The following is a 20,965-nucleotide window of genomic DNA, read 5'->3' as shown; positions in this document are numbered from 1 at the left end:
AATTAGATATCCAGTTGTTTTTCAGGGTTAATTGAAAGATCGTTAAAGATGTCACGCACTCGGCAGTCTTCACACATCGCCACGCGACGCAGTTTATCTTCGGTCGCAAACTGAGAGTGACCGCGTAACTTATCTTGCAACATTTTTATCATCGACTCTGGAGCAAAAGGCTTATTACAACTTAAACAATGCGCGGCAGGTTCGTGATGTAAGGTGGCATCCGCTTTACGACTGCTCGCGTCCCAATTAAATTGAGGTTGAAGTGAAAGCACTTTTTCAGGGCATGCGGTAACACATAAACCGCATTGCACGCAGTCTTCTTCGGTGAACAATAATGCAGGGCTGTCCCCTTTAGCATGCAAGGCGCGAGTTGGGCATACCGACACACAGCTCATGCATAAGGTGCAGTCTTTAGTGTCACAATTTACGCGCCCGAAAGGCGCTCCGTCAGGCACGCTTGAAATCCCTTGCGTCACCTGTTCAGCGTCAAGAGAATGGTGCTGAGCCAATAAATCTAATGATGCAAATAGACGGTCACGTTTTTTACCCGCCAATGGCTCGCGAATCTTAACCTTTAATGGGGTTGAAATAAGCACCGGACGTTGCATGCGAAGTTCTTCAATATACATCACGTTAATGCGTTCTTTTTCTAAACCAAGCTGACTTAGCAAAGTTTGCGCGATATCGGTTTCGTGTTTTAAAACGCGAATAATGGTCTCTGGCATGTGATTACTGGCGGCAAATATCACCTGACAAGCGCCATGAGTGAGGGCGATAAACCAAGTATCAATTCCGACACTTGGTAGTTCATCAAGCGTGATAGGGATAATGTTATCTGGCAGCATGCCGAGCATCATAACGGTGTATTTCTCATGGCGAGAGCTGCAAAACATAATGATTGGGTTTTCGCCACCTTGATCAAAATATTTCGCTAACACGCGTTCAATAAAGGTTTGGGTTTCAACGGGGTTTGGTAGAGCGTAGCTGATGGCTTCTGTTGGACACGATGTGGCGCAGGTGCCGATACCTTGGCAAAGATAAGGGTTAATTTCGATGTTATGGCCAGTTTGCGCAGTGCCTTGACTGGTCAGTGCGCCAGCGGGACAGGCATCCACACACAATTGACACCCTATTACTCCACGAGAGCTGTGGGCACATAAATCGGTATCGAGACGAAAAAATTTAGGTTTATCAAAAGTGCCAATTAAATCTGGAATGGCGTCTAACGATTCTTCTAGTGTTGGATACCCTCGCCCAGCTGGGTAATAACCTGGCACTGGAAGTTGCTCGGCCATATTACCGCTTTCGGTTAAATCTAAAATCACATCAAAGGTTTTTTCGCCGGTCGCAATACTAGCAAGATTGGTGGCGGCGCCATTTTTTATGGCCGCCACTTCAAAACTACCAAGATAACCCTTGATAACAACGCTATCGGCAAAATAAAGTTGAGTGGTCGGGATGGTATGTTCAGCATCGCTTTGATTCATGCTTAATACGGTCACGCTATTCATACTTGAGAAGTGTGAAAATACCGATTCGACGGTGACTATATCACCAATAATCAATAAATCACCGCGCGATTCGTAACTGACCGTTGGTGGGATAAGGTTATTTAACTCGACGGTCGTCGAAATAGCCGCATAACGAGCTTGTCCATTGATGCTGTCTACCGATTTTAAAAATGACGTTAACATTGCTTTTCTTCTTATTCGATATGTTTGCTTAAACCACAACACAACTTTCTTAAGTTCAATTTAAGTAAAAATGATGTTATTAAATTGTCCATTATTTTCTCATGGATAATCATCTATTTGTAATAAAAAAGTGTATTTTGAGAGAATTAAACACAACACATTGCAAGGATAATTATCATTCTTATTTAGCCATGTGTTTTTGGTGTTTTTGCGCTGTTTAGTTTGAGTTTAGTCGCTTAGTACGGCTTAGGTTTATTTATTACTTTTTTATCAATAAATTCAGTGTTGGCAAGATTATTATTTGTTTCGACCTTGTCTTCTAACTCTTTGGTCTTTGAATCAATATTATCTTCAACAGACTTATCTGGCGTAATGATCACCGCATCTTGTTTAGCTTGGTATTGAAGCAAATCTTCGTCGATTATTGCCTCTAGATCCTCTGCTTGATGTGGGTGTTCCATTACCCTTTCTTCATCAGGTTCTAAAACATCATCAATACGTTTATGCCAGCTTCGCAATGTTGATGCTACATCCTGAGAAATTGATTTTACCGCTGAATAATCCATGTTGTAGCTGTCGAGTGGATCGATATCGGAAAACTCACCACCTAAAAACAAATCGCGTAATTGTTTTTTCTTATCCCCCTTTGAAAATCCTTGTTCAAAAACATGGGCTACAGTGGCAATCGATGGTTTCGATAGTGATGAATGACAAGATGAGTCAGATCCCGCTAAATCTGATGAATTGTGGCCAGCCTCATCCACTATAAGTGTATTGGCAGGTTTAAGGCCGGCACGCTCTTGGTTTATGGTCTGAACATTTTCTGAGGCTGCGTTAGTTTCAGTGGCACTATTAGCTTCTAGGGAGCCACTTTCTTTTGGGAATCCACTCTCTTTTGGAACACCATTAGCTACAGGGGCAGAAGTCAGCGTCGATGTCGGGGCAATATTTGAAATCGCTGAATTTTCAATATTGGATAAGCTATCGTCACCGCTTTGATCGCCAGCAGAATGATCGCCGGATGAATGATTGTTATGTTGATTTTTTTTAGTCAGCCAACGCTGAAAACGATTAGTTTCCATTAGAACGCCCTGCGCCCTGACGTTTCTTCTTCCTCACTTCGATTAATTCACCATGACGGCCAATAAACGCTTCCATCCACGCTTGAATAGGTAATGGCATATCAATTGACAGCACTAAATAATCGGTATCCATATAACACGCAATGGTGGCTTGAGAGGCGGTCAGGTGTGAGATTTTAGGCGCTGAATTAGTATCTAAAAATTCCAGCGCCAGAAATAATTTAGGATTGTTCGAGCTCAAATTGAAGCGGTAATCGCTGCGCTCGTCTTTAAATAATTCAAGTAATTGAAAATAAGTATGCGGTTGCGAAGCTTGTGGCGATAGATCGACCCCTTCCCACTGCCAAGATTCAGTCTCCCAGCGACCAATTTGTTTAATGTGTTTTTCAAGTAAGCAGTTTAGCGGCCAACATTTTGGTGATTTTTCAATCATAATATCTATCCTTAATACTAATCGACCTGATTTTGTTTTAGGCTTGCGAGTAATAAATTGATTTAAATCATCAAACACACTCATAATAAGGAAATACTATCATTTAGTGATAGATGTTTACTGTGTTTAATCGCTTATTATTATTTTTTATCGTCTGCCTGAACATCAATTGTAGGCTTAATTTCTCGCTTTATCATAGGGAATTACCGTGTCTGACTTTCCAAGCATAATTAAAACCGGTGTGGTACCGGTGCAAACCCAACAAGTCGAAGTGTTTGATGAATACGGCGAAAAGCTTATCAAACAAGTGGCTTGCGAAAGACCATTAACCGTATTGTTAAATTGGAAAGAAATCGTGACCTTAATGACGTTAGGCTCAAGGCCTGATGCGTTAGTGCTGGGTTATTTAAAAAACCAAGGATTTTTGCATGATCCTAAATCATTAGAATCGATCATTATTGATTGGGAAACCAATAGCGCGGCGGTAGTGACTAATGAGAATATCGATCACCTTGATAAAGCATTAGAGAAAAAAACCGTTACTTCAGGGTGTGGTCAAGGCACCATGTATGGCAATGTCATGGCAGAACTCGAAAGCTACCAAGTACCGCAGGTGGCATTAAAACAATCCGATATTTATCGCACCCTTGAAGCGTTAACCCATTTTAATGATACCTACAAAAAGGCAGGAGCGGTACATGGTTGCGCGGTATGTCGCGGCGATGAAATCCTATCATTTGTTGAAGATGTTGGTCGTCATAATGCGGTTGATACACTAGCCGGCGAACTGTGGCTTAAACAACAATCGGGACAAGACCTGGTATTTTATACCACTGGCCGATTAACCTCTGAAATGGTGATCAAAGTGGCTCAAATGGGCATTCCAACCTTACTATCGCGCTCTGGCGTGACGCAAATGGGACTCGATTTGGCCAAACAATTTGGTATCACCACCATAGCTCGCGCTAAAGGACTGCGTTTTCAAGTCTTTTCCGGAGTTGAAAAAATTGACTTTGATGTTAAAGGTCAAAAATAAATTCAATATGGAATTGGTGTTCAATAAAGTGTTTTTTGTACATTGATTCAACTATAACCGACTCTATGAAGTCATTTTTCTTATCACTAAAGATGGAATTTTTTATGAAAATGCGTTTTTGGGCAACGGCCCTACTTTGCCTTGCTGCTTTTACTTCAACCGCTCAAGCTCAAGATTCAAAAACAATTCGTTTAGCCACCACCACCAGTACTGAAAACTCGGGTTTACTGGGGTATTTATTACCAAAATTCAAATCAGAAACCGGTTACACCGTGGATGTGATTGCTGTTGGTACCGGTAAAGCCCTAAAAATGGGTGAAAATGGCGATGTGGACTTAGTCATGACTCATGCCCCTGGCGCAGAAGCGGCATTTATTGATAAAGGATTTGGGGTTGAGCCTCATCACTTAATGTATAACGACTTTGTGATTGTGGGGCCAAAATCGGATCCGGCCAAAATCAAAGGCAATAAATCTGCGCAAGACGCATTTAAAACCATTGCGACAGATAACGCTAAATTTGTTTCTCGTGGCGATGATTCGGGTACGGATAAAAAAGAAAAAGGGATTTGGAAACAACTGGGTATTAACCCGACTAGCTTTTCTGAATTCAAATCCGTTGGCCAAGGCATGGGCCCAACCTTGAATATGGCTTCTGAGCTGCAAGCTTATACCCTAACCGACCGCGGCACTTGGATCGCTTATAAAACCAAGCTGGATCTTGAAATTCTAGTAGAAGGTGACAAGGTGCTGTTTAATCCATACCAAGTTATCTTAGTTAATCCTGAGCGTTATACTCAATTGAACACTAAAGGTGCGCGTGACTTTAGTAACTGGTTGATCTCAAAACATGGACAGCAACTCATTAATGCTTATCAAATGCAAGGTAAGCAATTGTTTACTGCAAGCTACGACGGTAAATAATGCGCGTATTACTTTGGGTATAAACGAATAATTGCTTAAATAGAGAGATAAGAATGCAACTCTGGCAAACCACAGTGGATGCGGTACACCTATTAATGAACTTTGACACTAACTTATGGAAGGTCGTCAGTGTGTCATTTATGGTGTCTTTTTCTGCCATTCTAATGGTTATCATCCCGTCGATTCTGTGTGCTTTTATACTCGCGTACACCGAGTTTCCGGGCCGCTGGATGTTGCTATCTTTTATCCATACACTACAAGCGGTCCCTACTGTAGTAATTGGTCTGTTGCTTTATATGATTCTGTCACGCGCCGGTCCTTTGGGGGATTGGCAAATGTTGTTTACCCAAAAAGCGATGATCTTAGGTCAGATGCTGATTTGTTTTCCTATTTTAGTCTCGATGATGTACGGCGCGTTTCAAAATAGTGACCGTCGTTCTATCGAAACGTCTTACACATTAGGCGTCAATCGTTTTCGAATTTTAATGACCTTACTATGGGAAACTCGCTTTCCGCTTTTTGCCGCGGTTGTGGCAGGGTTTTCACGCATTATTACTGAAGTGGGCTGCTCTATGATGGTGGGAGGTAATATTTTAAATTCCACCCGAAACATTCCGACCGCAATCGCATTAGAAAGTCAGAAAGGCGCCTTTGCTCAAGGTGTTGCTTTAGGAATGGTTCTATTATTATTAGCCTTGATACTCAATTTTTCACTCACTTCTGCCAAAGGACAAGGTTACTTACGCACTTAATGCGTGCAAATTGTCATTGCTGATTTACAAGAAGTGGACACTCAAGCAACCTAATACAATAAAAAAATAATTAAAGTAAACAACAAGATGGTATTTTTTTTACTTGCTGGTGGTATACGCAACTATGATCCCTTTACATGCCAATAATTTAACCATGCAATTTAAGGATAAGATGCTTTTTCATATCCCTAAGTTGCAATTGATGCCCAATGAAGCCGTCTATTTACGCGGCGATAATGGCGTGGGAAAAACCACATTATTAAAAGTATTATCAGGGCTGTTGCAACCCACCTCTGGTCAATTAAACCTGCATCAGTCACGCTTATCTCGTTGGTTCTCGCCGAATAAGCATAGGATTGTTTACTTACATCAAACGCCCTATTTATTTGATGATACCGTTTACAATAATGTGTTGTATGCGATTCGTTTTTCTTCCCTTTCACGCCAAGAAAAACGCGCTCAAGTTATATCGGCTTTACGCAAAGTGGGGTTAGAAACGTTAGCCAAAGAACATGTTTCGGTCCTTTCTGGCGGAGAAAAACAACGCATTGCGATGGCGCGAGCTTGGGTGACTAAGCCCACTATATTATTAATGGATGAACCAAGTTCAAGCTTAGACATTGAATCCATTACCCGCTTAACGGTACTGGCAAAAGAACTGTTAGCCAATGGGGTCAGTTTGGTGATCACCAGTCATCAACAAAATGAATTAACTGAGCTGTGTACTAAGCAATGGTGGATAAAAAATCATACCTTAGTAGAATCCCCTTTATTACAACTGATCAAAGTGCCACAACCACAACAAACCTTTACGCAAACTGAATATTTATAGAGAGCATATATGCTAACACCAGACAAAATTGATTGGGTTATTCTCGCCGGAGGACAAGGCTCTCGTATGGGAGGGGTAGATAAAGGTTTGGTTAAGTTAAATGACAAGCCATTAATTGAATATGTGCTAGCAGCGCTACAGCCTCAAACCGATTCGATCACCATTAATGCCAATCGCAGTCATAAGCAATATCAACAGTATGCCCCTGTGATCAGCGATACCTTTACCCAATTCCCTGGACCGTTAGGTGGCATTCATGCTGCGCTCACTCATACCGACACAAAACAACATGACTGGGTTGGTTTTGTGCCTTGTGATAGCCCCAATATACCGAGTAATTTAGCACAAATTTTTTGCCAAGCATGGCAAGCTGATGCCGATATTCTTGTTGCGCACGATGGCGATTTCTATCAGCCGGTTTTTACTTTATATCACCGCCGAGTAGCAGATAAATTGCATGACTTTTTAGCGCGTGATGAAAGAAAGATCATTGCCTTTTATGACCAGTGTCATACCTATCGTGTCGATTTCTCCGATCTCAAGCAAACTTTTATTAACCTTAATACACCAGAGCAACTTGCTGATTTTGCTCAGCATCTCAAAGAATAACTGCCAAAGGTAAATTATGAACACATACCCTATTCCAATTCTTGGTTTTGCAGCTTACAGCGGAACCGGTAAAACCACCTTACTTGAAGCACTGCTACCAAGGTTGACCAAAAAAGGTCTGCGCATTGGCGTATTTAAACATGCACACCATGATTTTGATGTCGATAAACCCGGTAAAGACAGTTATCGCTTACGCAAAGCCGGTGCCAACCAAATGCTGATCGCATCACGCAATCGTCATGTTTTAATGACAGAAACACCGGATCAAGAAGCGCATTTCTTTGATTTATTATCGCACTTTGATTGCAGTAAACTTGATTTCATTTTGGTTGAAGGCTGTAAAAATCTGTCGTTTCCAAAAATAGAATTACATCGTGATGAAGTGGGTAAACCTTGGCTGCATCCCCATGATGACAATATTATTGCGGTTGCTTCCAATAGCTCAGAACTGAATACTCACCTGCCCCATGTGGACATTAATGATTTGGATGCAATTGGTGACATGATTGTCAACTTCACTCAGTGCCGCCCATTAGCCTCATCAACAACACAAAAAACCGATGCCGCAAGTTGCGATAGTTTATCGCCAGCCTTTTTGTCGGTTGAACAAGGCTTAGAGAAAATCCTAACTACATTAAAAACGCCAGCGACGGTTGAATCAGCTTCGTTGCTCGATGCTCGCTTGCGTATCCTCGCGGAAGACGTCCATTCACCAATTAATGTCCCAGCCTACCAAAACTCGGCGATGGATGGATACGCGGTTCGCAGTCAAGATATTGCAGCGTCATTAGACCATTATGACGTGGTGGCACAGATCATGGCGGGCAGCAGTTTTGATGGTGTTATTGAGGCAGGACAAGCGGCGAAGATCATGACTGGTGCTCCTCTGCCTTCAGGCGCGGATACGGTTATCATGCGCGAACAAAGTCAAAGCAACGAAGCTGGTGACCGCGTCACTTTTTCTGTGTCGAACAATGAGTTTAAAGCAGGACAAAACGTGCGTAATGCCGGTGAGGATCTCGCTCAAAATAGCATTGTATTTAATAAAGGCACACGAATTCAATCACCAGAACTTGGCATGCTGGCTTCACTTGGGTTAAGTCAATATCCGCTTTTCTCTCAATTGAAAGTGGCGGTTTTCTCGACTGGTGATGAAGTACAAGCGCCGGGTAGCGAGTTAAACAAAAATTGTATCTACGATTCCAATCGCTATACCGTGATGGCGCAGTTGCAACGTTTAGGTTGTAGCGTGATTGATCTTGGCATTATTGAAGATTGCGAAAGTGCATTAGAAGCGACACTGTTAAAAGCCAGTACAGAGGCGGATGCGATTATTTCATCAGGTGGCGTTTCTGTTGGCGATGCGGACTTTATTAAAACCGTCTTAGAGCGTATAGGTCAGATTAACTTTTGGCGTATCAACATGCGCCCTGGTCGCCCACTTGCTTTTGGCCACATCAATGACACTCCATTCTTTGGTTTACCAGGTAATCCTGTGGCGGTAATGGTGTCATTTTTAATGTTTGTTGAGCCAGCGCTACGCTTTATGCAAGGTGAAACCAACTGGCAAGCACCGAAGATCCAAGCTGAAGCCACCGAAGTGGTACGTTCGCGCTTAGGCCGTACTGAGTTTACTCGTGGTATTTATGCTTTAAATCAATTTGGTCAACTGCAAGTGCGCACCACTGGCATGCAAGGCTCGGGGATTTTACGCTCGATGAGTGAAGCTAATTGCCTTATCGAAGTGCCGCCTCAAGTAGAAATGGTAAAAAACGGTGAGATGGTGAAAATCATTCCACTCGATGGCCGTTTATAAGCTCCAAATAATAAGTTACAACATGAATTGAGGTCAGTTTAAGCGGACCTCTTTTCATTTTTTAATGCCATAAATATCATTAAAAGAGCAAAAAAACAGCAAACAGCACATAAAGGCGACAAACACGCGCAAAGTGATAAATTTCTGCTTGCAACCCGATTAAGGCATGGTTAATATCTTCCCCGTTAACGCAGTTTTATTTTTACCTATTTTATTTATAGAGTTGTTTTAACTAGTAATGTTTAAAAGAATGCTTTAAAAAATGCCCGCTTAGCTCAGTTGGTTAGAGTACTTGCATGACATGCAAGGTGTCACTGGTTCGAGTCCAGTAGCGGGCACCATTTTTCAAAGTCTTTTTTATTAAGTTACCTCTCCGGTAGCAAATGATAAGCACACAATTTGCCCGCTTAGCTCAGTTGGTTAGAGTACTTGCATGACATGCAAGGTGTCACTGGTTCGAGTCCAGTAGCGGGCACCAATTCCTTTATCGGATAATAAAATATCCGTTAAAGATAAAAAGCCTACAGAAATGTAGGCTTTTTTGATCTATCCGCTTTGTTCTGTTTATTTCGATTAGTATGCCCCCCCCTGATGTATTCCGCTCACCGCTTTTAGTCTCCATTAAGTGGTATATTTCCTCTGATTAGCGAAACTGCACCACAAAATGTTAACCTTTCGTACCATATCAACATTAAATCACGATAAAGTAACTTTTTAGCAACTTATCCCCTGTTATTTTTCGCTATTGGCTTATATTTAGTGATCAAAATCACACGGGTTAGTTATATTTTGTTACTAATTGACTACAAGTTGCTTTTTGTCTGCTAGTCTGATCCAGCTTTGAAAGTTGTACAAAGTAACCTAATGGAGATTTGTTCATGACGAACGACAACAAAAAATCAAAACGCTCTTTAACCGCACGAATTATTACTGGTATGGTTGCCGGTATCTTATGCGGTTTTATTATCCAATCCTTTTTTAGTAACAACACTTTTATCAATGAATATTTAGTCGAAGGCTTATTTGATGTCGGCGGAAAAATATTTATCGCCAGCTTAAAAATGCTAGTTATCCCTCTTGTCTTTGTTTCTCTTGTTTGTGGTACCAGTTCCTTAAAAGACATCACCACTTTAGGCCGATTAGGTGGCAAAACCTTAGCTTTTTATATCGGTACCACCGCCCTAGCGATTTCTTTAGCGCTGGTTATGGGGATCTTTCTTCATCCAGGCTCTGGCGCAGATTTATCATCCGCCGCATCTTTTACTTCAACAGAAGCACCATCGTTAGGACAAGTGATTGTTGATATGTTCCCAACTAACCCAATGGCAGCGATGTCGCAAGGCAATACCCTTCAAGTTATCGTGTTTGCGGTGTTATTTGGTGTTGCGATCAGTCTTTCAGGCGAAGCCGGGCAACGTGTTTCAACGTTCTTCAGTGACGTAAACGTCGTAATTATGAAGCTGGTTACGCTACTTATGGAAGTCGCGCCTTACGGTATCTTCTTCTTAATGGCAAAACTGTTCACTGGCCTTGGATTAGATTCCATTGCGAACCTTGCCGCTTACTTCTTAGTGTTAGTTGCTGCGCTGCTTATCCATGCGTTTATTACTTATAGTATTTTGCTCAAAGTATTATCGGGCTTAAATCCATTGGTTTTTTGGAAGAAAATGAAAGATGCGATCATGTTTGCATTCTCTACCGCCTCTTCTAACGCCACCATTCCAGTTACGATGGAAACCGCAACACATCGTTTTGGTGTCAGTAATAAGATCGCTTCTTTTACCATCCCTCTAGGCGCGACCATCAACATGGATGGTACCGCTATCATGCAAGGTGTGGCGACAGCCTTTATTGCTCAAGCTTTTAATGTCGATTTAGGCATTGGCGATTACATGACGGTGATCTTAACCGCAACGCTAGCTTCAGTTGGTACCGCGGGTGTTCCTGGTGTTGGTCTAATTATGCTTGCGATGGTGCTTAATCAAGTTGGTTTACCATTAGAAGGTATTGCCTTGATTATGGGCGTCGATCGTCTACTAGATATGATCCGCACTGCGGTGAATATTACTGGTGATAGTGTAGTGACTTGTATTGTGGCTAAATCTGAAAATGAACTGGATGTTGATCTGTTTAATGATCCAGATGCAGGCAGAATTGAGATTGATTTGAAGCACAAGGCTTAAGTTATTTAAAAAGTTTAATCCTGCACCATCTAGGGCCTTAGTACATCAGTGTATTAAGGCCTTTTTTTATACCAATTCCAGTAATTTTATAACCTATACAAATTGAATGCAGAGAAAAGTGTAAAAGGCCATGGATGGCCTTTTCTCAAGAGACCAGGATGGGACCGCGTATTTTCGGCGGATTCAACTTGATCAGGTATTAAGTGGTTTACTAGTTATAGATACAGTACCGCCTCTTTTAACTACTTTGTATTAAAGCTAATAACTCGATTGTCGCCTCTTTAGGAGAATCGGCAGCAAAGATTGCCGACACTAATGCAATACTATCGACCTTGGTTTTTGCAATACTCACAATATTACTTTTATCGATCCCACCAATGGCGACTAACGGTAAATCACTGTCGAGTACCGCTTCAGTCAGTCCCTTAATACCCCATTGATACTGGGTGTCGGTTTTTGTTGCGGTGTTGAAAATAGTACTGATGCCTAAATAATCGATAGGAAGAGTCTGGGCTTGTAATAATTGTTGCTGGTTTTCAACGGTTAAACCTATGATTTTATCTGGGCCAAGGATCTGCCTTGCTAGCACCGCAGACATATCCGATTGACCTAAATGCACCCCATCTGCGTTTACCGCCAATGCAACATCGACGCGATCATTAATAATTAATGGTACTGGTTTGAGGTTAAGTTTTATCTGCTGTTGGTTAAACTCATCAATCACTTGTTTGGTTACTTGAGTACGTTGAATAAATGTTTGGATATTATGATCTTTATGTCGCACTTGAACGATTGAAACTCCACCTTGTAATGCTTGCAGCAAGATATGGCGTAAGCTTTCTCCTTCCGTTGTTTCATCGGTCACTAAATAAAGTGGATAGTCGAAACGATTAATAGCATTCATTATTAGCCTATAGTTTGTTTTGTTATTCTCAGTGGATGTCACATCACAATGCAGTAAGGCCGGTATATGGCTGGCATTTCAATGTATTGATCAATGCCAGTTGATCAAGTTGGTAGAGCTTATCGAATAAATGCATTTGTAAACTGCCAGGGCCAGTACTTTGTTGCGCGGCCAGTTCGCCTGCTACACCTAATACCGCAGTAGCACATAAGCCTGCATTATCAAAATCAATCGCGGCAAATGCACCGGTTAAGGCACTATGAGTACAACCCATTCCTGTTACTTGCGGCATCAATTTATCACCATTGCTTAACTGAAATGTTTGCTGTTGATGCACGACATAATCAACTGCACCAGAGATCACAACATGATTGGCTTGGTATTGCGCAATCACTTTATGCGCAGCCTCCATTGCGGCTTCACTTGGATCTTGAGCATCCACCCCTTTTACTTGGCTATCAATACCGACTAGCGCCATAATCTCAGAAGCATTGCCTCGTACAATCAGTTTATCCGCCAAGTCACAAAATTCGCGAGCGACGGTAGTTCTTAATTTGCTGGCCCCACAACCTACAGGATCGATAACAATCGGCTTTTGATAATGATTGGCTTGGGTGATCGCAAAACGCATCCGTTTAATCCAAATCGAGTCTAATGTGCCGATATTGATCACCAAGGATCCAGTAAAGCTCATCATTTCCGCCATTTCATCGCGGCTGTGTGCCATGATCGGTGATACCCCTATTGCCAGCAAAGCATTAGCGGTATTGTTCATCACCACATAATTGGTGATGCTCACCACTAAAGGTTTATTGAGGCGCAATCTATCGAGTTGTTGTGAAATAAATTGCTTTGCTACCACAGGTTTGCCAGTAAAGTTTGTCATTTATTGAGCCCTTTAATGCTTATTTGAGTTTGAGTAATTAACGCCACAAAATTATAAATACGGAGTAGGATCGACCGCTGTTTTGATCACTTTATTTTGATACATAAAATCAGCAAATGCTTTATAACCCTGAACATCTGCCGCGGTTGGGCGCAATGAAAAACGAGTTAAAGTATCAGCCCAAGCGTGTTGATTAAGCTGTGTATCTAATGTTTTAGGGTTGTACGATTTAAAACTATTCCAAGCTTGGTCAGGATGATTAACGATATATTGCGTTGCCAAGGTTAACGCGTGATTAAATTTCGCGATGGCGGCCGTTTTTTTACTGTTTTGGCTTACCACAAAAATCAATTCTTCATAACTTGGTACGCCGTACTCTTCTGGATAAAACGCTTTTACTTTTACCTTTTCAATTGCCAGTTGATTCGGCTCAAAATTACGCAACCCGCCCCACACTGCATCGACTTTGCCTGAGGCTAATGACGCCGATAAATTCCATCCCACATTTACCATCTTGATATCACTAAGCTTTAAACCTGAATGACGCAACATGGTACCCACCATTGCATCTTCAGTACCAGCCACCGCGATACCAACCGTTTTACCTTTTAAATCTTGGACTGAATTAATTTTACCGTTATCTAAAGTTAAAATGGTATTTAAAGGGGTCGCAATTAAGGTTGCCGAACGTTTCAGCGGTAAACCTTGAGCAAGATCCATCACAAAATTAGGTTCATAAGTGACAGCCATATCTACCTTTCCTGCCGCAACCATTTTAGGGGGTAATGTTGGGTCTGCTGGTTCTTGAATGGTGACATCCAATCCTTCTTGTTTAAATAGTCCTTGTTGCTGTGCAATGATGATCGGGCCGTGATTGGGATTTACGAACCAATCTAGCATCACAGTCAGTTTGTCATTGGCGTAAGCTTGACTAGTAATAGTGAGTAAAGCGGTGGCGAATAGTATGTGTTTAAATCTTGCTGCGATTGTACGAGGCATATGCTTTCCTTTTAATCTAAATAAGTTTTTAGCCTTGGTTCGGCCAATGAATGAAATGATGTAACAAACGGTCAGTCAAAAAATACAGCCCGACCGTCATAATCGATAAAATAAACAAACCTGCAAACATATCAGCCACTTGCATTCGGGCATTAGTTTGCAACATGTAATAACCTAGCCCAGCGCTCGCGCCAACCCATTCACCAATCACGGCCCCGATCGGTGCGATCACCACCGCCACTCGTAAGCCAGACGCCAGCGCCGGTAATGCCGATGGCAGTTTCACTCTGAGTAAGGTTTGCCATTTAGTCAGTTGGAAAGTTTGCGCCAGTTCTAAATAACCTTTGGGTGTGTTTTTTAAACCGTCATAACAACAAGTGGTGATTGGAAAAAAAATAATGATTGCCGCCATCACGACTTTGGACGCCATGCCATAACCTAGCCATAACATTAATACCGGTGCCAGTGCGAACACAGGGATCGCTTGGCTAATGATAAGCAAAGGTAATAACCAACGGTTGACGGTAGCATTAAGTAATAAAACCAATGAACACATCCCCCCAAACACCAGACCTAGCAGTAGCCCCAAGAGAATCTCTTGTAACGTCACCAAAGAGTTGGCACGAAGTACATCGGCATTTTCGACTAATGCTTTGCCAACCTCGATTGGTGTAGGAATAATGTAACTTGGCAGAGCAAACAACGACACGGTAGCTTGCCATAACAACAGTATTACCAATGTCGTGGTCACGATTTGCACCACCATGGCAATTTTTGATGATGTTTTGATAGTGGGATTTGTTGTTTTGTTGATTGAAAGACTATTCATGGGCTTGCTCCATGCTATCAATACTCAACCGTTGCAATAATTGATTATGGGCTAGAACCAATTCAGCACTGGTTTCTCTTGGGGGGAAGCTTGTCGAGTGGAATTCAACCTCATGCAATTTTGCCGGCGTGCCCTTCATAATTAAAATTCGGTCAGCAATTCGCAATGCTTCTTGTGGATCATGAGTAATGAACAACACGGTTTTATCTTTTAATAACTGACAAGCTAACTTTTGTAACTCGTAACGTGTGACCGCATCAAGCGCTGCAAAAGGTTCATCCATTAATACCACAGGTTTATCTTGCATTAAGGTTCTGGCGATGGCGACTCGCTGCCTCATTCCGCCCGATAATTGATGTGGAAAATGCTGAGAATAACCAGATAAGCCTAGCTTATTCAGTAACTGTGTGGCTTGCTCAATTTGTGTTTTGGTTATGCTGCCACAGATTAAATACGACTCTAGGCACACGTTATGCAGCACATCTAACCAAGGAAATAATAAATCTTGCTGCCCCATATACGCGACAGGATCTAAACGGTGCGGATCGCCAGAACCTATATTTCCGCTCTGTACACAATCCTTGTGCTCAAAACCAGCGATTCTTTTTAATAACGTTGTTTTGCCACAACCACTTTTACCTAATAAACAGGTCCAACTTTTTGCTTTGAACCCAACCGTTAAGTTTTCAAAAATTGCTGGTAGTTGAGGTTCAAACTGAAAGGTCAACTTATCAATATTAATCATGATTTAGCCTAACCATAAAAAGCATGAAAATGATGAACCGGACCTGAACCTTTGCCAACAGTAAGCTGATCGGCTGCCGTCAGTGCGTCAGATATATACATTTTCGCTTGGCTAATTGCCTCACTTAATGGCATACCCTGTGCTAAATAAGAGGCGATGGCAGAAGATAGCGTGCAACCTGTACCATGAGTGTTTTTAGTGGCTATCCTTGGATGAGAAAACCGAGTGACCTTATTGCCATCAATCAGCCAATCACAACTGTGCTCACCGGTGAAATGCCCACCTTTAAGTAAGGTTTTGACTTGTTTAAATCTAGGATGTGACTGCAACTTGTGGATGAATGCTTCAATCTCAGATTCGTATTTTGGCGTGTCACAGCCCAATAACAGCCCGGCTTCAGGAAGATTAGGGGTGAGCACGGTGACAAAAGGAAAAAGCTCATCGACTAAGGTTTGAATGGCCGCTTTTTCAATTAGCGCATCACCACTGGTCGCAACCATGACCGGATCTAAAACCACATATTGTGGTTGATATTGCTGTAATTTCTGCGCAATCACTTTGATCACACTGGCGTCATTTAACATGCCAATTTTGACAGCTGAAATATTAATATCAGAGAAAACCGCATCCAATTGCAGCCCAACAAATTCAGCATCAACCGCCAATATTTCACTCACGCCTTGCGTATTTTGCGCGGTTAAGGCGGTAATAACTGAACAAGCAAAACTGCCAGTAGCGGAGATAGCTTTTATATCGGCTTGAATCCCAGCGCCACCGCCAGAATCGGAGCCGGCAATGGTGAGCACATTGGCAATATTTGATGAAACCGCATTAAGCGTAGATCTTGGAGTGTGATGGGATAATGGCTTGTTGGTGTTTGACATTTCGACAACTTCCTATTGATGGCAAGGAAGTAATTCGATTCAAGCTGGTATCTCGTTTTGAAAAACCAATATCGGTCAACAATGAGAAAAGCAGTGTGGCGATCCGAAGTTAGTTCCCTACGCCAATGTTAATTGGATCAGGTTCAACGGGTCTCACAGTAGTGATCTCAGCCTTGCGGCTCCCCGACTAATATGTTTGTTAATGTAATGGCTTGGCAAACTAATGTAAAGTACTAAGGCATTATGCCTTCATCATCGATTAAGCGATTTATATGACCGATTTTATGACCAACAACCAAACCTTAATCCGTTTGGTGTGCTTTATTTTAGTACTACTTGTTATGGCCGTATGGGAAATACAACGTCCCCGTAAAGCCTTAACACAACCCAAAAATTTTCGTTGGTTAAATAACTTGGGATTTGTGGCATTAAACGGCGCACTACTGCCATTCACTTTACCTTTCTTGGCAATGGGAGTGGCTTTTACTGCAACTCAGCATCAATGGGGGTTACTTCACTGGCTCAGCTTGCCGTCGCCGATTGAAGTATTAATCTCGATTGTTTTACTTGATGGTATTATTTATTGGCAACATCGTTTGTTTCATCAAATCCCGTTGTTATGGCGCTTACATCGCGTCCATCATTCCGATCAAGATATCGATGCCACCACAGGTTCGCGTTTTCACTTTATTGAAATTTGGTTATCGATGTGGGTAAAAATAGCGGCTATTGTCATATTAGGCATTTCACCCATTGCGGTACTGCTATTTGAAGTGATTTTAAACGCCAGCGCCATGTTTAATCATAGTAATGTGCGTTTGAATTTGAAGTTTGATGCCCTGCTGCGTAAATTCGTTGTCACGCCAGATATGCACCGTATTCATCACTCGGTGCACTTAAACGAAACCAACAGCAACTATGGCTTTTGTTTATCGATTTGGGATCGTTGTTTTGGCAGTTATATTGCTGAGCCAAAAGATGGCCACCGAGATATGCAAATTGGATTAGGAATCTTTCGGCAACCACAGGAACAAGGTTTGCTCAAGATGCTAACTCAGCCGTTTAGAAAAGATGAGTCGTATCAAAAGTAATATCAATTGTATCAATTAAATGATCGTTCAAAATTGAGTACAGAGAAAAGTGTCAAAGGCCATGGATGGCCTTTTCTCAAGCGACCAAGGACGGATCAGCGTCTTTTCGGCGTATTCCAATTGATCAAATATTCAATCGAATTGGTATAATCAGTCAATGTTAGCCTTTATGGTTACTGTACTTGTTTTGATTTATTTCTGTTCGGTTTGTAATTGGCATAAGTGATGATAATCCCTGCCGCAACAATAAATACCCCACCACCGAGAGTGAAAATAGTCGGTAGTTCATCGAATAACCAGTAACCGAAGATACAAGCAAACAGGATCTGGAAATAAAAGAATGGCGCGACATGTGAGGCATCCGCTATCTTCATTGCTTTAATCAAACACAGTTGTGACACAATCGTGACCACAGGAATGGTGATGAAATAAGGGATGGATTCCATCGTTGGGGTGATCCACATATCTGGCTGCGCTATCAAAAGAATGGTTGAGACTGAACCCAAAATAAAAAACGAGTTAATAAAAATTGAAATAAACGACACGCTCGAATCAATGGTTTTGGTCAGCAAGTTATAACCGGTGTTGGCAACCACGATCACTAATGGCAATAAGTAGATTAAATGTAAACCACCAACATCGGTCGGATTCATCACGATCACCACCCCAGCAAAGCCTAATAACGTGGCGATTATCTTGACCGCTGTTAGGGTTTCTTTAAAGAAAATCGCCCCACCTAACATGTAGGCCACGCTGCCCATCTGCACAATGATGATATAGACTTCAAGCGGAATGTATTTCAAAGAAATTACTGAGGTAATGGCGCACACCAAAAACAATGCCGAGCGGATCAGCAATTTGCCATTGGTGGCTAAAATAGCCGTCTTGGTTTGTTTGGGCATAAAGATAAGCATGCATAAAAATGGGATGGTAAAGCGGAAAAACACCATTTGTACTGGATGAAAGCCATGTAATATCAGATATTTATCGGCACTATCTTTTAAGGTTAAAGATAAGGTGGCAAGTATGACCAACATTGCGCCTAACATGTTTTTATTTTGAACGGACATGATAATTATCTACACAAAAAATGTAGCGTTAACTTAACCCAAACATAAAAAAAAACAAGCCAAAGTCAGGCTTGTTTTTGCATTGTAAGATTACTGTGTTACTTTAACGCCACATAAAAAGGTGACACTGTAATTATTGATTAATTAAAAGAATCTCAACCACTTAAGCAACAATAACTCCCCTATCAAGGTAACAACCAGCGCGGCACAAAAAATAGCGAACGCGATTGGGTTTTCGACCCCAGGCATGCCGCCAATGTTGATCCCGAGTAAGCCCGTTAAGAAACCTAATGGCAGGAATATCGCCGCCACTATGGTAAATAAATAGGTATTGCGGTTCATTTTTTCTGCTTGCTCTTGTTCAATTTCCGATTTCATTACTTGGATCTGCTCCAAGTAAAATTCCATCGATTCGGTTAAGCGCGTAGTGGTATCCAGCACGTTCCAACTATGAGTTTCAACCGAGCTAATCTCGTTAATATTGGCTTCAACCAGATCATTTAATGCATAACGTTGTGGTTTTAGAAAGCGGCGTAATTTTAGGATCCGCTTATGAATCAAATGCAGTTCGTTGTCATCATGTTCCACTTCATCTAATTCAAACAATCGCTCTTCGGTTTGGTTTAAAAACTTTTCAATATTCTGGTTTAAACCACTAATGATCGCCATTAATAAATGCGGCAACGATTTAGGACCATTGCCTTTAAGCAAAGCATTGCGGATACTGCTAATGGTTTTGGAAGAGACCTTTCTGGTGGAGATTAAGCAATTATTTTTCCAAAACAGTCGAATACTGAGCATATCATCGGGTTTCGCGCCTTGGTTCAGGTTCACCCCTCGTAAGATGAGCAAAAATGAGCCATCTTCATATTGTTCAAAACGAGGGCGTGTATCATCAGTCAATAAGCTGTCGATAATACCTTGCTCAATCTGATTGAATTGCAGCCATTTTCGCAAGCCGGAAGATTCACGTTGGCAGTGATACCAATTACCAGATTCGACGGTTAATTGTTGTTCATTTTGATCTTTTACTTGTTGAGGTTTTTTGTTGTTAAACGTCCATTGATCGATCAGAAAAGTCTCTGTCATTTTGTTTCTCTCACTGTAAATCCTTCTGTCTCTATTAATGCAGAGCTTTACCCATCACGCAAGGTTTTGTTAGTGAATATATACACTTGGTCAGTTTTTATAAGCACAAAAAAACTCACCTTGCTATTCGCTTAAAACCGGTGAGCTTTAATTTATGTTGCAGAAACCAGCATATTAAATCAGCACGGTTTTGTCATGATGAGCATTACTGAAAAGCCGGACGTTGCGATAACATCTCAAACCAACGGGTTATATTGGGATAATCGCTTAGAGCGTCGATTTCTAACGCTTTAACACAAATAATACCGACAAATAAGAATCCGGTAATGTCGGCAATGCTGAGTTTTTTCCCCGCAATAAATGGATGTGTTGCGAGTTGCTTATCAAGCTTAGGTAAAAACTCTTCAACCCGACGTTTTGACTCCACCCCCCATTCTTTAACACAGCGCTCACGGTCACTATAGACACCCGACAAGTTTCTAAATGCTTGGAAGCCTGCGTATAAACCATCAAGTTCAACAATGCGCTGCCACATTTCCACTAAACCGGCTTCCACCGGCGTTTCACCAAACAAGCTGAAGTTTTGCTTTTGTTGTGCAATATAACGACAAATTGCCACCGTTTCACTAATGCAAGTGCCATCATTCAGCTCTAGCATTGGCACTTTGCCATTAATGCTTTTGGCTAAATACTCTTCGGTTAAGTTTTCGCCAGCTCGAACATCCAGTTGAACCGTTTCAAGCTCAATCCCAAGCTCTTTTAAAAATATAGTCACCCGGCGAGAGCTTGGATTTGGCGCAAATTCGTATAATTTCATTGTTATAATTTCCTTTTATCAATGGCAACAATTCATGTTCAATCATAACAGCTATCCGCGTAATATCACCTCTATCGCGGCTAATTCTTGTGCACTGAAATCTTGGTTATCAAGCATTTGAACTGCATCTGTAATTTGTTGCTTCTTACTCGCGCCAATTAAAACTATTCTGGTCAAGCCCAATAGGACACCTGACTTTGTAATTTTTCATAGTCGATTGGCGTTAAATCACCAAGCGTAGTATGCAACCTTTCATGGTTGTAATACCGGATATATTCTTCAACATCTTCT

22 protein-coding genes, 2 tRNA genes and 1 riboswitch are annotated in these 20,965 nt (G+C 41.6%); of the genes, 10 read left to right on the top strand and 14 right to left on the bottom strand.

Annotated elements, in window-relative coordinates:
• Positions 1 to 2: 2 nt before the first annotated feature.
• The 3 genes from HC723_RS03785 to HC723_RS03775 all read right to left on the bottom strand — a co-directional run bounded on the left by HC723_RS03785 (position 3) and on the right by HC723_RS03775 (position 3,209).
• Entirely contained in the window at positions 3 to 1,694 is a 1,692-nt protein-coding gene (locus HC723_RS03785; RefSeq protein WP_190338265.1) for a 4Fe-4S binding protein, read from the bottom strand.
• Between the two features lie 236 nt (positions 1,695 to 1,930).
• Entirely contained in the window at positions 1,931 to 2,776 is an 846-nt protein-coding gene (locus HC723_RS03780) for a hypothetical protein (protein WP_190338264.1), read from the bottom strand.
• Positions 2,766 to 3,209 (bottom strand): DUF3305 domain-containing protein, encoded by a 444-nt coding sequence (locus HC723_RS03775; protein WP_153447105.1) that lies wholly within the window; start codon positions 3,207 to 3,209, stop codon positions 2,766 to 2,768. The genes HC723_RS03780 and HC723_RS03775 overlap by 11 nt, the downstream gene beginning before the upstream one ends.
• A gap of 208 nt (positions 3,210 to 3,417) precedes the next feature.
• Between HC723_RS03775 and HC723_RS03770 the strand changes: the two genes are divergently transcribed.
• The 9 genes from HC723_RS03770 (at position 3,418) to HC723_RS03730 (ending at position 11,360) form a co-directional block, all read left to right on the top strand.
• Entirely contained in the window at positions 3,418 to 4,245 is an 828-nt protein-coding gene (locus HC723_RS03770) for a formate dehydrogenase accessory sulfurtransferase FdhD (RefSeq protein ID WP_446751385.1), read from the top strand.
• Positions 4,246 to 4,349: 104 nt separating this feature from the next.
• Positions 4,350 to 5,168 carry a substrate-binding domain-containing protein gene (locus tag HC723_RS03765; RefSeq protein ID WP_407701690.1) on the top strand — a complete coding sequence of 273 codons (819 nt, stop codon included), beginning with the start codon at positions 4,350 to 4,352 and terminating at the stop codon, positions 5,166 to 5,168.
• Positions 5,169 to 5,221: 53 nt separating this feature from the next.
• Positions 5,222 to 5,920: an ABC transporter permease gene (locus HC723_RS03760; protein WP_190338263.1), complete on the top strand. Its 699-nt coding sequence runs from the start codon at positions 5,222 to 5,224 to the stop codon at positions 5,918 to 5,920.
• A gap of 124 nt (positions 5,921 to 6,044) precedes the next feature.
• Positions 6,045 to 6,752 carry an ABC transporter ATP-binding protein gene (locus HC723_RS03755; RefSeq protein WP_153447101.1) on the top strand — a complete coding sequence of 236 codons (708 nt, stop codon included), beginning with the start codon at positions 6,045 to 6,047 and terminating at the stop codon, positions 6,750 to 6,752.
• A gap of 9 nt (positions 6,753 to 6,761) precedes the next feature.
• Positions 6,762 to 7,361, top strand: a complete 600-nt coding sequence (mobA, locus tag HC723_RS03750) for a molybdenum cofactor guanylyltransferase MobA (protein ID WP_153447100.1) — start codon at positions 6,762 to 6,764, stop codon at positions 7,359 to 7,361.
• A 13-nt stretch (positions 7,362 to 7,374) separates the two neighbouring features.
• On the top strand, positions 7,375 to 9,177 hold the full coding sequence (locus HC723_RS03745) for a bifunctional molybdopterin-guanine dinucleotide biosynthesis adaptor protein MobB/molybdopterin molybdotransferase MoeA (protein WP_190338341.1): 1,803 nt from the start codon (positions 7,375 to 7,377) through the stop codon (positions 9,175 to 9,177).
• A gap of 264 nt (positions 9,178 to 9,441) precedes the next feature.
• Positions 9,442 to 9,518: transfer RNA gene (locus HC723_RS03740), tRNA-Val, on the top strand.
• Positions 9,519 to 9,578: 60 nt separating this feature from the next.
• Positions 9,579 to 9,655: transfer RNA gene (locus HC723_RS03735), tRNA-Val, on the top strand.
• Positions 9,656 to 10,055: 400 nt separating this feature from the next.
• Positions 10,056 to 11,360 (top strand): dicarboxylate/amino acid:cation symporter, encoded by a 1,305-nt coding sequence (locus tag HC723_RS03730; protein ID WP_190338262.1) that lies wholly within the window; start codon positions 10,056 to 10,058, stop codon positions 11,358 to 11,360.
• 238 nt (positions 11,361 to 11,598) lie between these two features.
• On the opposite strand, the gene thiE is transcribed toward HC723_RS03730, so the two are convergent.
• Genes thiE through thiD form a run of 6 tightly spaced genes read right to left on the bottom strand, consistent with a single transcriptional unit; the run spans position 11,599 to position 16,607 of the window.
• Positions 11,599 to 12,264 carry a thiamine phosphate synthase gene (gene thiE / locus HC723_RS03725; protein WP_190338261.1) on the bottom strand — a complete coding sequence of 222 codons (666 nt, stop codon included), beginning with the start codon at positions 12,262 to 12,264 and terminating at the stop codon, positions 11,599 to 11,601.
• A 43-nt stretch (positions 12,265 to 12,307) separates the two neighbouring features.
• Positions 12,308 to 13,150 (bottom strand): hydroxyethylthiazole kinase, encoded by an 843-nt coding sequence (thiM, locus tag HC723_RS03720; protein WP_190338260.1) that lies wholly within the window; start codon positions 13,148 to 13,150, stop codon positions 12,308 to 12,310.
• 51 nt (positions 13,151 to 13,201) lie between these two features.
• Positions 13,202 to 14,149 (bottom strand): ABC transporter substrate-binding protein, encoded by a 948-nt coding sequence (locus HC723_RS03715; RefSeq protein WP_190338259.1) that lies wholly within the window; start codon positions 14,147 to 14,149, stop codon positions 13,202 to 13,204.
• Between the two features lie 28 nt (positions 14,150 to 14,177).
• Positions 14,178 to 14,978, bottom strand: a complete 801-nt coding sequence (locus tag HC723_RS03710; protein WP_190338258.1) for an ABC transporter permease — start codon at positions 14,976 to 14,978, stop codon at positions 14,178 to 14,180.
• On the bottom strand, positions 14,971 to 15,723 hold the full coding sequence (locus HC723_RS03705; protein ID WP_190338257.1) for an ABC transporter ATP-binding protein: 753 nt from the start codon (positions 15,721 to 15,723) through the stop codon (positions 14,971 to 14,973). The genes HC723_RS03710 and HC723_RS03705 overlap by 8 nt, the downstream gene beginning before the upstream one ends.
• A gap of 8 nt (positions 15,724 to 15,731) precedes the next feature.
• Positions 15,732 to 16,607: a bifunctional hydroxymethylpyrimidine kinase/phosphomethylpyrimidine kinase gene (thiD, locus tag HC723_RS03700; RefSeq protein ID WP_190338256.1), complete on the bottom strand. Its 876-nt coding sequence runs from the start codon at positions 16,605 to 16,607 to the stop codon at positions 15,732 to 15,734.
• A 97-nt stretch (positions 16,608 to 16,704) separates the two neighbouring features.
• Positions 16,705 to 16,803, bottom strand: a riboswitch (TPP riboswitch).
• 88 nt (positions 16,804 to 16,891) lie between these two features.
• On the opposite strand from thiD, the gene HC723_RS03695 reads away from it, so the two are divergent.
• Positions 16,892 to 17,698 carry a sterol desaturase family protein gene (locus tag HC723_RS03695; protein ID WP_190338340.1) on the top strand — a complete coding sequence of 269 codons (807 nt, stop codon included), beginning with the start codon at positions 16,892 to 16,894 and terminating at the stop codon, positions 17,696 to 17,698.
• A 173-nt stretch (positions 17,699 to 17,871) separates the two neighbouring features.
• Here the strand turns inward: HC723_RS03695 and HC723_RS03690 are convergent, their stop codons facing one another.
• The 5 genes from HC723_RS03690 to HC723_RS03670 form a co-directional block, all read right to left on the bottom strand.
• Entirely contained in the window at positions 17,872 to 18,768 is an 897-nt protein-coding gene (locus tag HC723_RS03690; protein WP_190338255.1) for a DMT family transporter, read from the bottom strand.
• Between the two features lie 144 nt (positions 18,769 to 18,912).
• Positions 18,913 to 19,857 (bottom strand): zinc transporter ZntB, encoded by a 945-nt coding sequence (locus HC723_RS03685; protein WP_153447089.1) that lies wholly within the window; start codon positions 19,855 to 19,857, stop codon positions 18,913 to 18,915.
• Between the two features lie 205 nt (positions 19,858 to 20,062).
• Complete coding sequence (locus HC723_RS03680) at positions 20,063 to 20,674, bottom strand: glutathione S-transferase family protein (protein WP_190338254.1); 612 nt, start codon at positions 20,672 to 20,674, stop codon at positions 20,063 to 20,065.
• Positions 20,675 to 20,725: 51 nt separating this feature from the next.
• A complete protein-coding gene (locus tag HC723_RS17680) occupies positions 20,726 to 20,851 on the bottom strand; it encodes a hypothetical protein (protein WP_267904240.1) in 126 nt (41 codons plus the stop codon).
• The coding region (locus HC723_RS03670) for an IS3 family transposase (protein ID WP_190338159.1) at positions 20,848 to 20,965 on the bottom strand (118 nt) is incomplete at its 5' end. The genes HC723_RS03670 and HC723_RS17680, both read right to left, overlap by 4 nt.

Origin of the sequence: Vibrio sp. S11_S32 (genome assembly GCF_014694465.1) — a bacterium.
Taxonomy (GTDB): domain Bacteria; phylum Pseudomonadota; class Gammaproteobacteria; order Enterobacterales; family Vibrionaceae; genus Vibrio; species Vibrio algicola.
This window is presented reverse-complemented; position numbering and strand designations above follow the sequence as displayed.

Bases quoted from the DNA above. Each gene is read 5' to 3' on its own strand.
- HC723_RS03730 (WP_190338262.1), top strand. From the start codon at position 10,056: ATGACGAACGACAACAAAAAATCAAAACGCTCTTTAACCGCACGAATT.
- HC723_RS03690 (WP_190338255.1), bottom strand. From the start codon at position 18,768: ATGTCCGTTCAAAATAAAAACATGTTAGGCGCAATGTTGGTCATACTT.
- HC723_RS03710 (WP_190338258.1), bottom strand. From the start codon at position 14,978: ATGAATAGTCTTTCAATCAACAAAACAACAAATCCCACTATCAAAACA.
- HC723_RS03755 (WP_153447101.1), top strand. From the start codon at position 6,045: ATGATCCCTTTACATGCCAATAATTTAACCATGCAATTTAAGGATAAG.
- HC723_RS03775 (WP_153447105.1), bottom strand. From the start codon at position 3,209: ATGATTGAAAAATCACCAAAATGTTGGCCGCTAAACTGCTTACTTGAA.
- HC723_RS03785 (WP_190338265.1), bottom strand. From the start codon at position 1,694: ATGTTAACGTCATTTTTAAAATCGGTAGACAGCATCAATGGACAAGCT.
- HC723_RS03715 (WP_190338259.1), bottom strand. From the start codon at position 14,149: ATGCCTCGTACAATCGCAGCAAGATTTAAACACATACTATTCGCCACC.
- HC723_RS03765 (WP_407701690.1), top strand. From the start codon at position 4,350: ATGAAAATGCGTTTTTGGGCAACGGCCCTACTTTGCCTTGCTGCTTTT.
- HC723_RS03695 (WP_190338340.1), top strand. From the start codon at position 16,892: ATGACCAACAACCAAACCTTAATCCGTTTGGTGTGCTTTATTTTAGTA.
- mobA (WP_153447100.1), top strand. From the start codon at position 6,762: ATGCTAACACCAGACAAAATTGATTGGGTTATTCTCGCCGGAGGACAA.
- thiM (WP_190338260.1), bottom strand. From the start codon at position 13,150: ATGACAAACTTTACTGGCAAACCTGTGGTAGCAAAGCAATTTATTTCA.
- HC723_RS03705 (WP_190338257.1), bottom strand. From the start codon at position 15,723: ATGATTAATATTGATAAGTTGACCTTTCAGTTTGAACCTCAACTACCA.
- HC723_RS03760 (WP_190338263.1), top strand. From the start codon at position 5,222: ATGCAACTCTGGCAAACCACAGTGGATGCGGTACACCTATTAATGAAC.
- thiE (WP_190338261.1), bottom strand. From the start codon at position 12,264: ATGAATGCTATTAATCGTTTCGACTATCCACTTTATTTAGTGACCGAT.
- HC723_RS03780 (WP_190338264.1), bottom strand. From the start codon at position 2,776: ATGGAAACTAATCGTTTTCAGCGTTGGCTGACTAAAAAAAATCAACAT.
- HC723_RS03680 (WP_190338254.1), bottom strand. From the start codon at position 20,674: ATGAAATTATACGAATTTGCGCCAAATCCAAGCTCTCGCCGGGTGACT.
- HC723_RS03685 (WP_153447089.1), bottom strand. From the start codon at position 19,857: ATGACAGAGACTTTTCTGATCGATCAATGGACGTTTAACAACAAAAAA.
- thiD (WP_190338256.1), bottom strand. From the start codon at position 16,607: ATGTCAAACACCAACAAGCCATTATCCCATCACACTCCAAGATCTACG.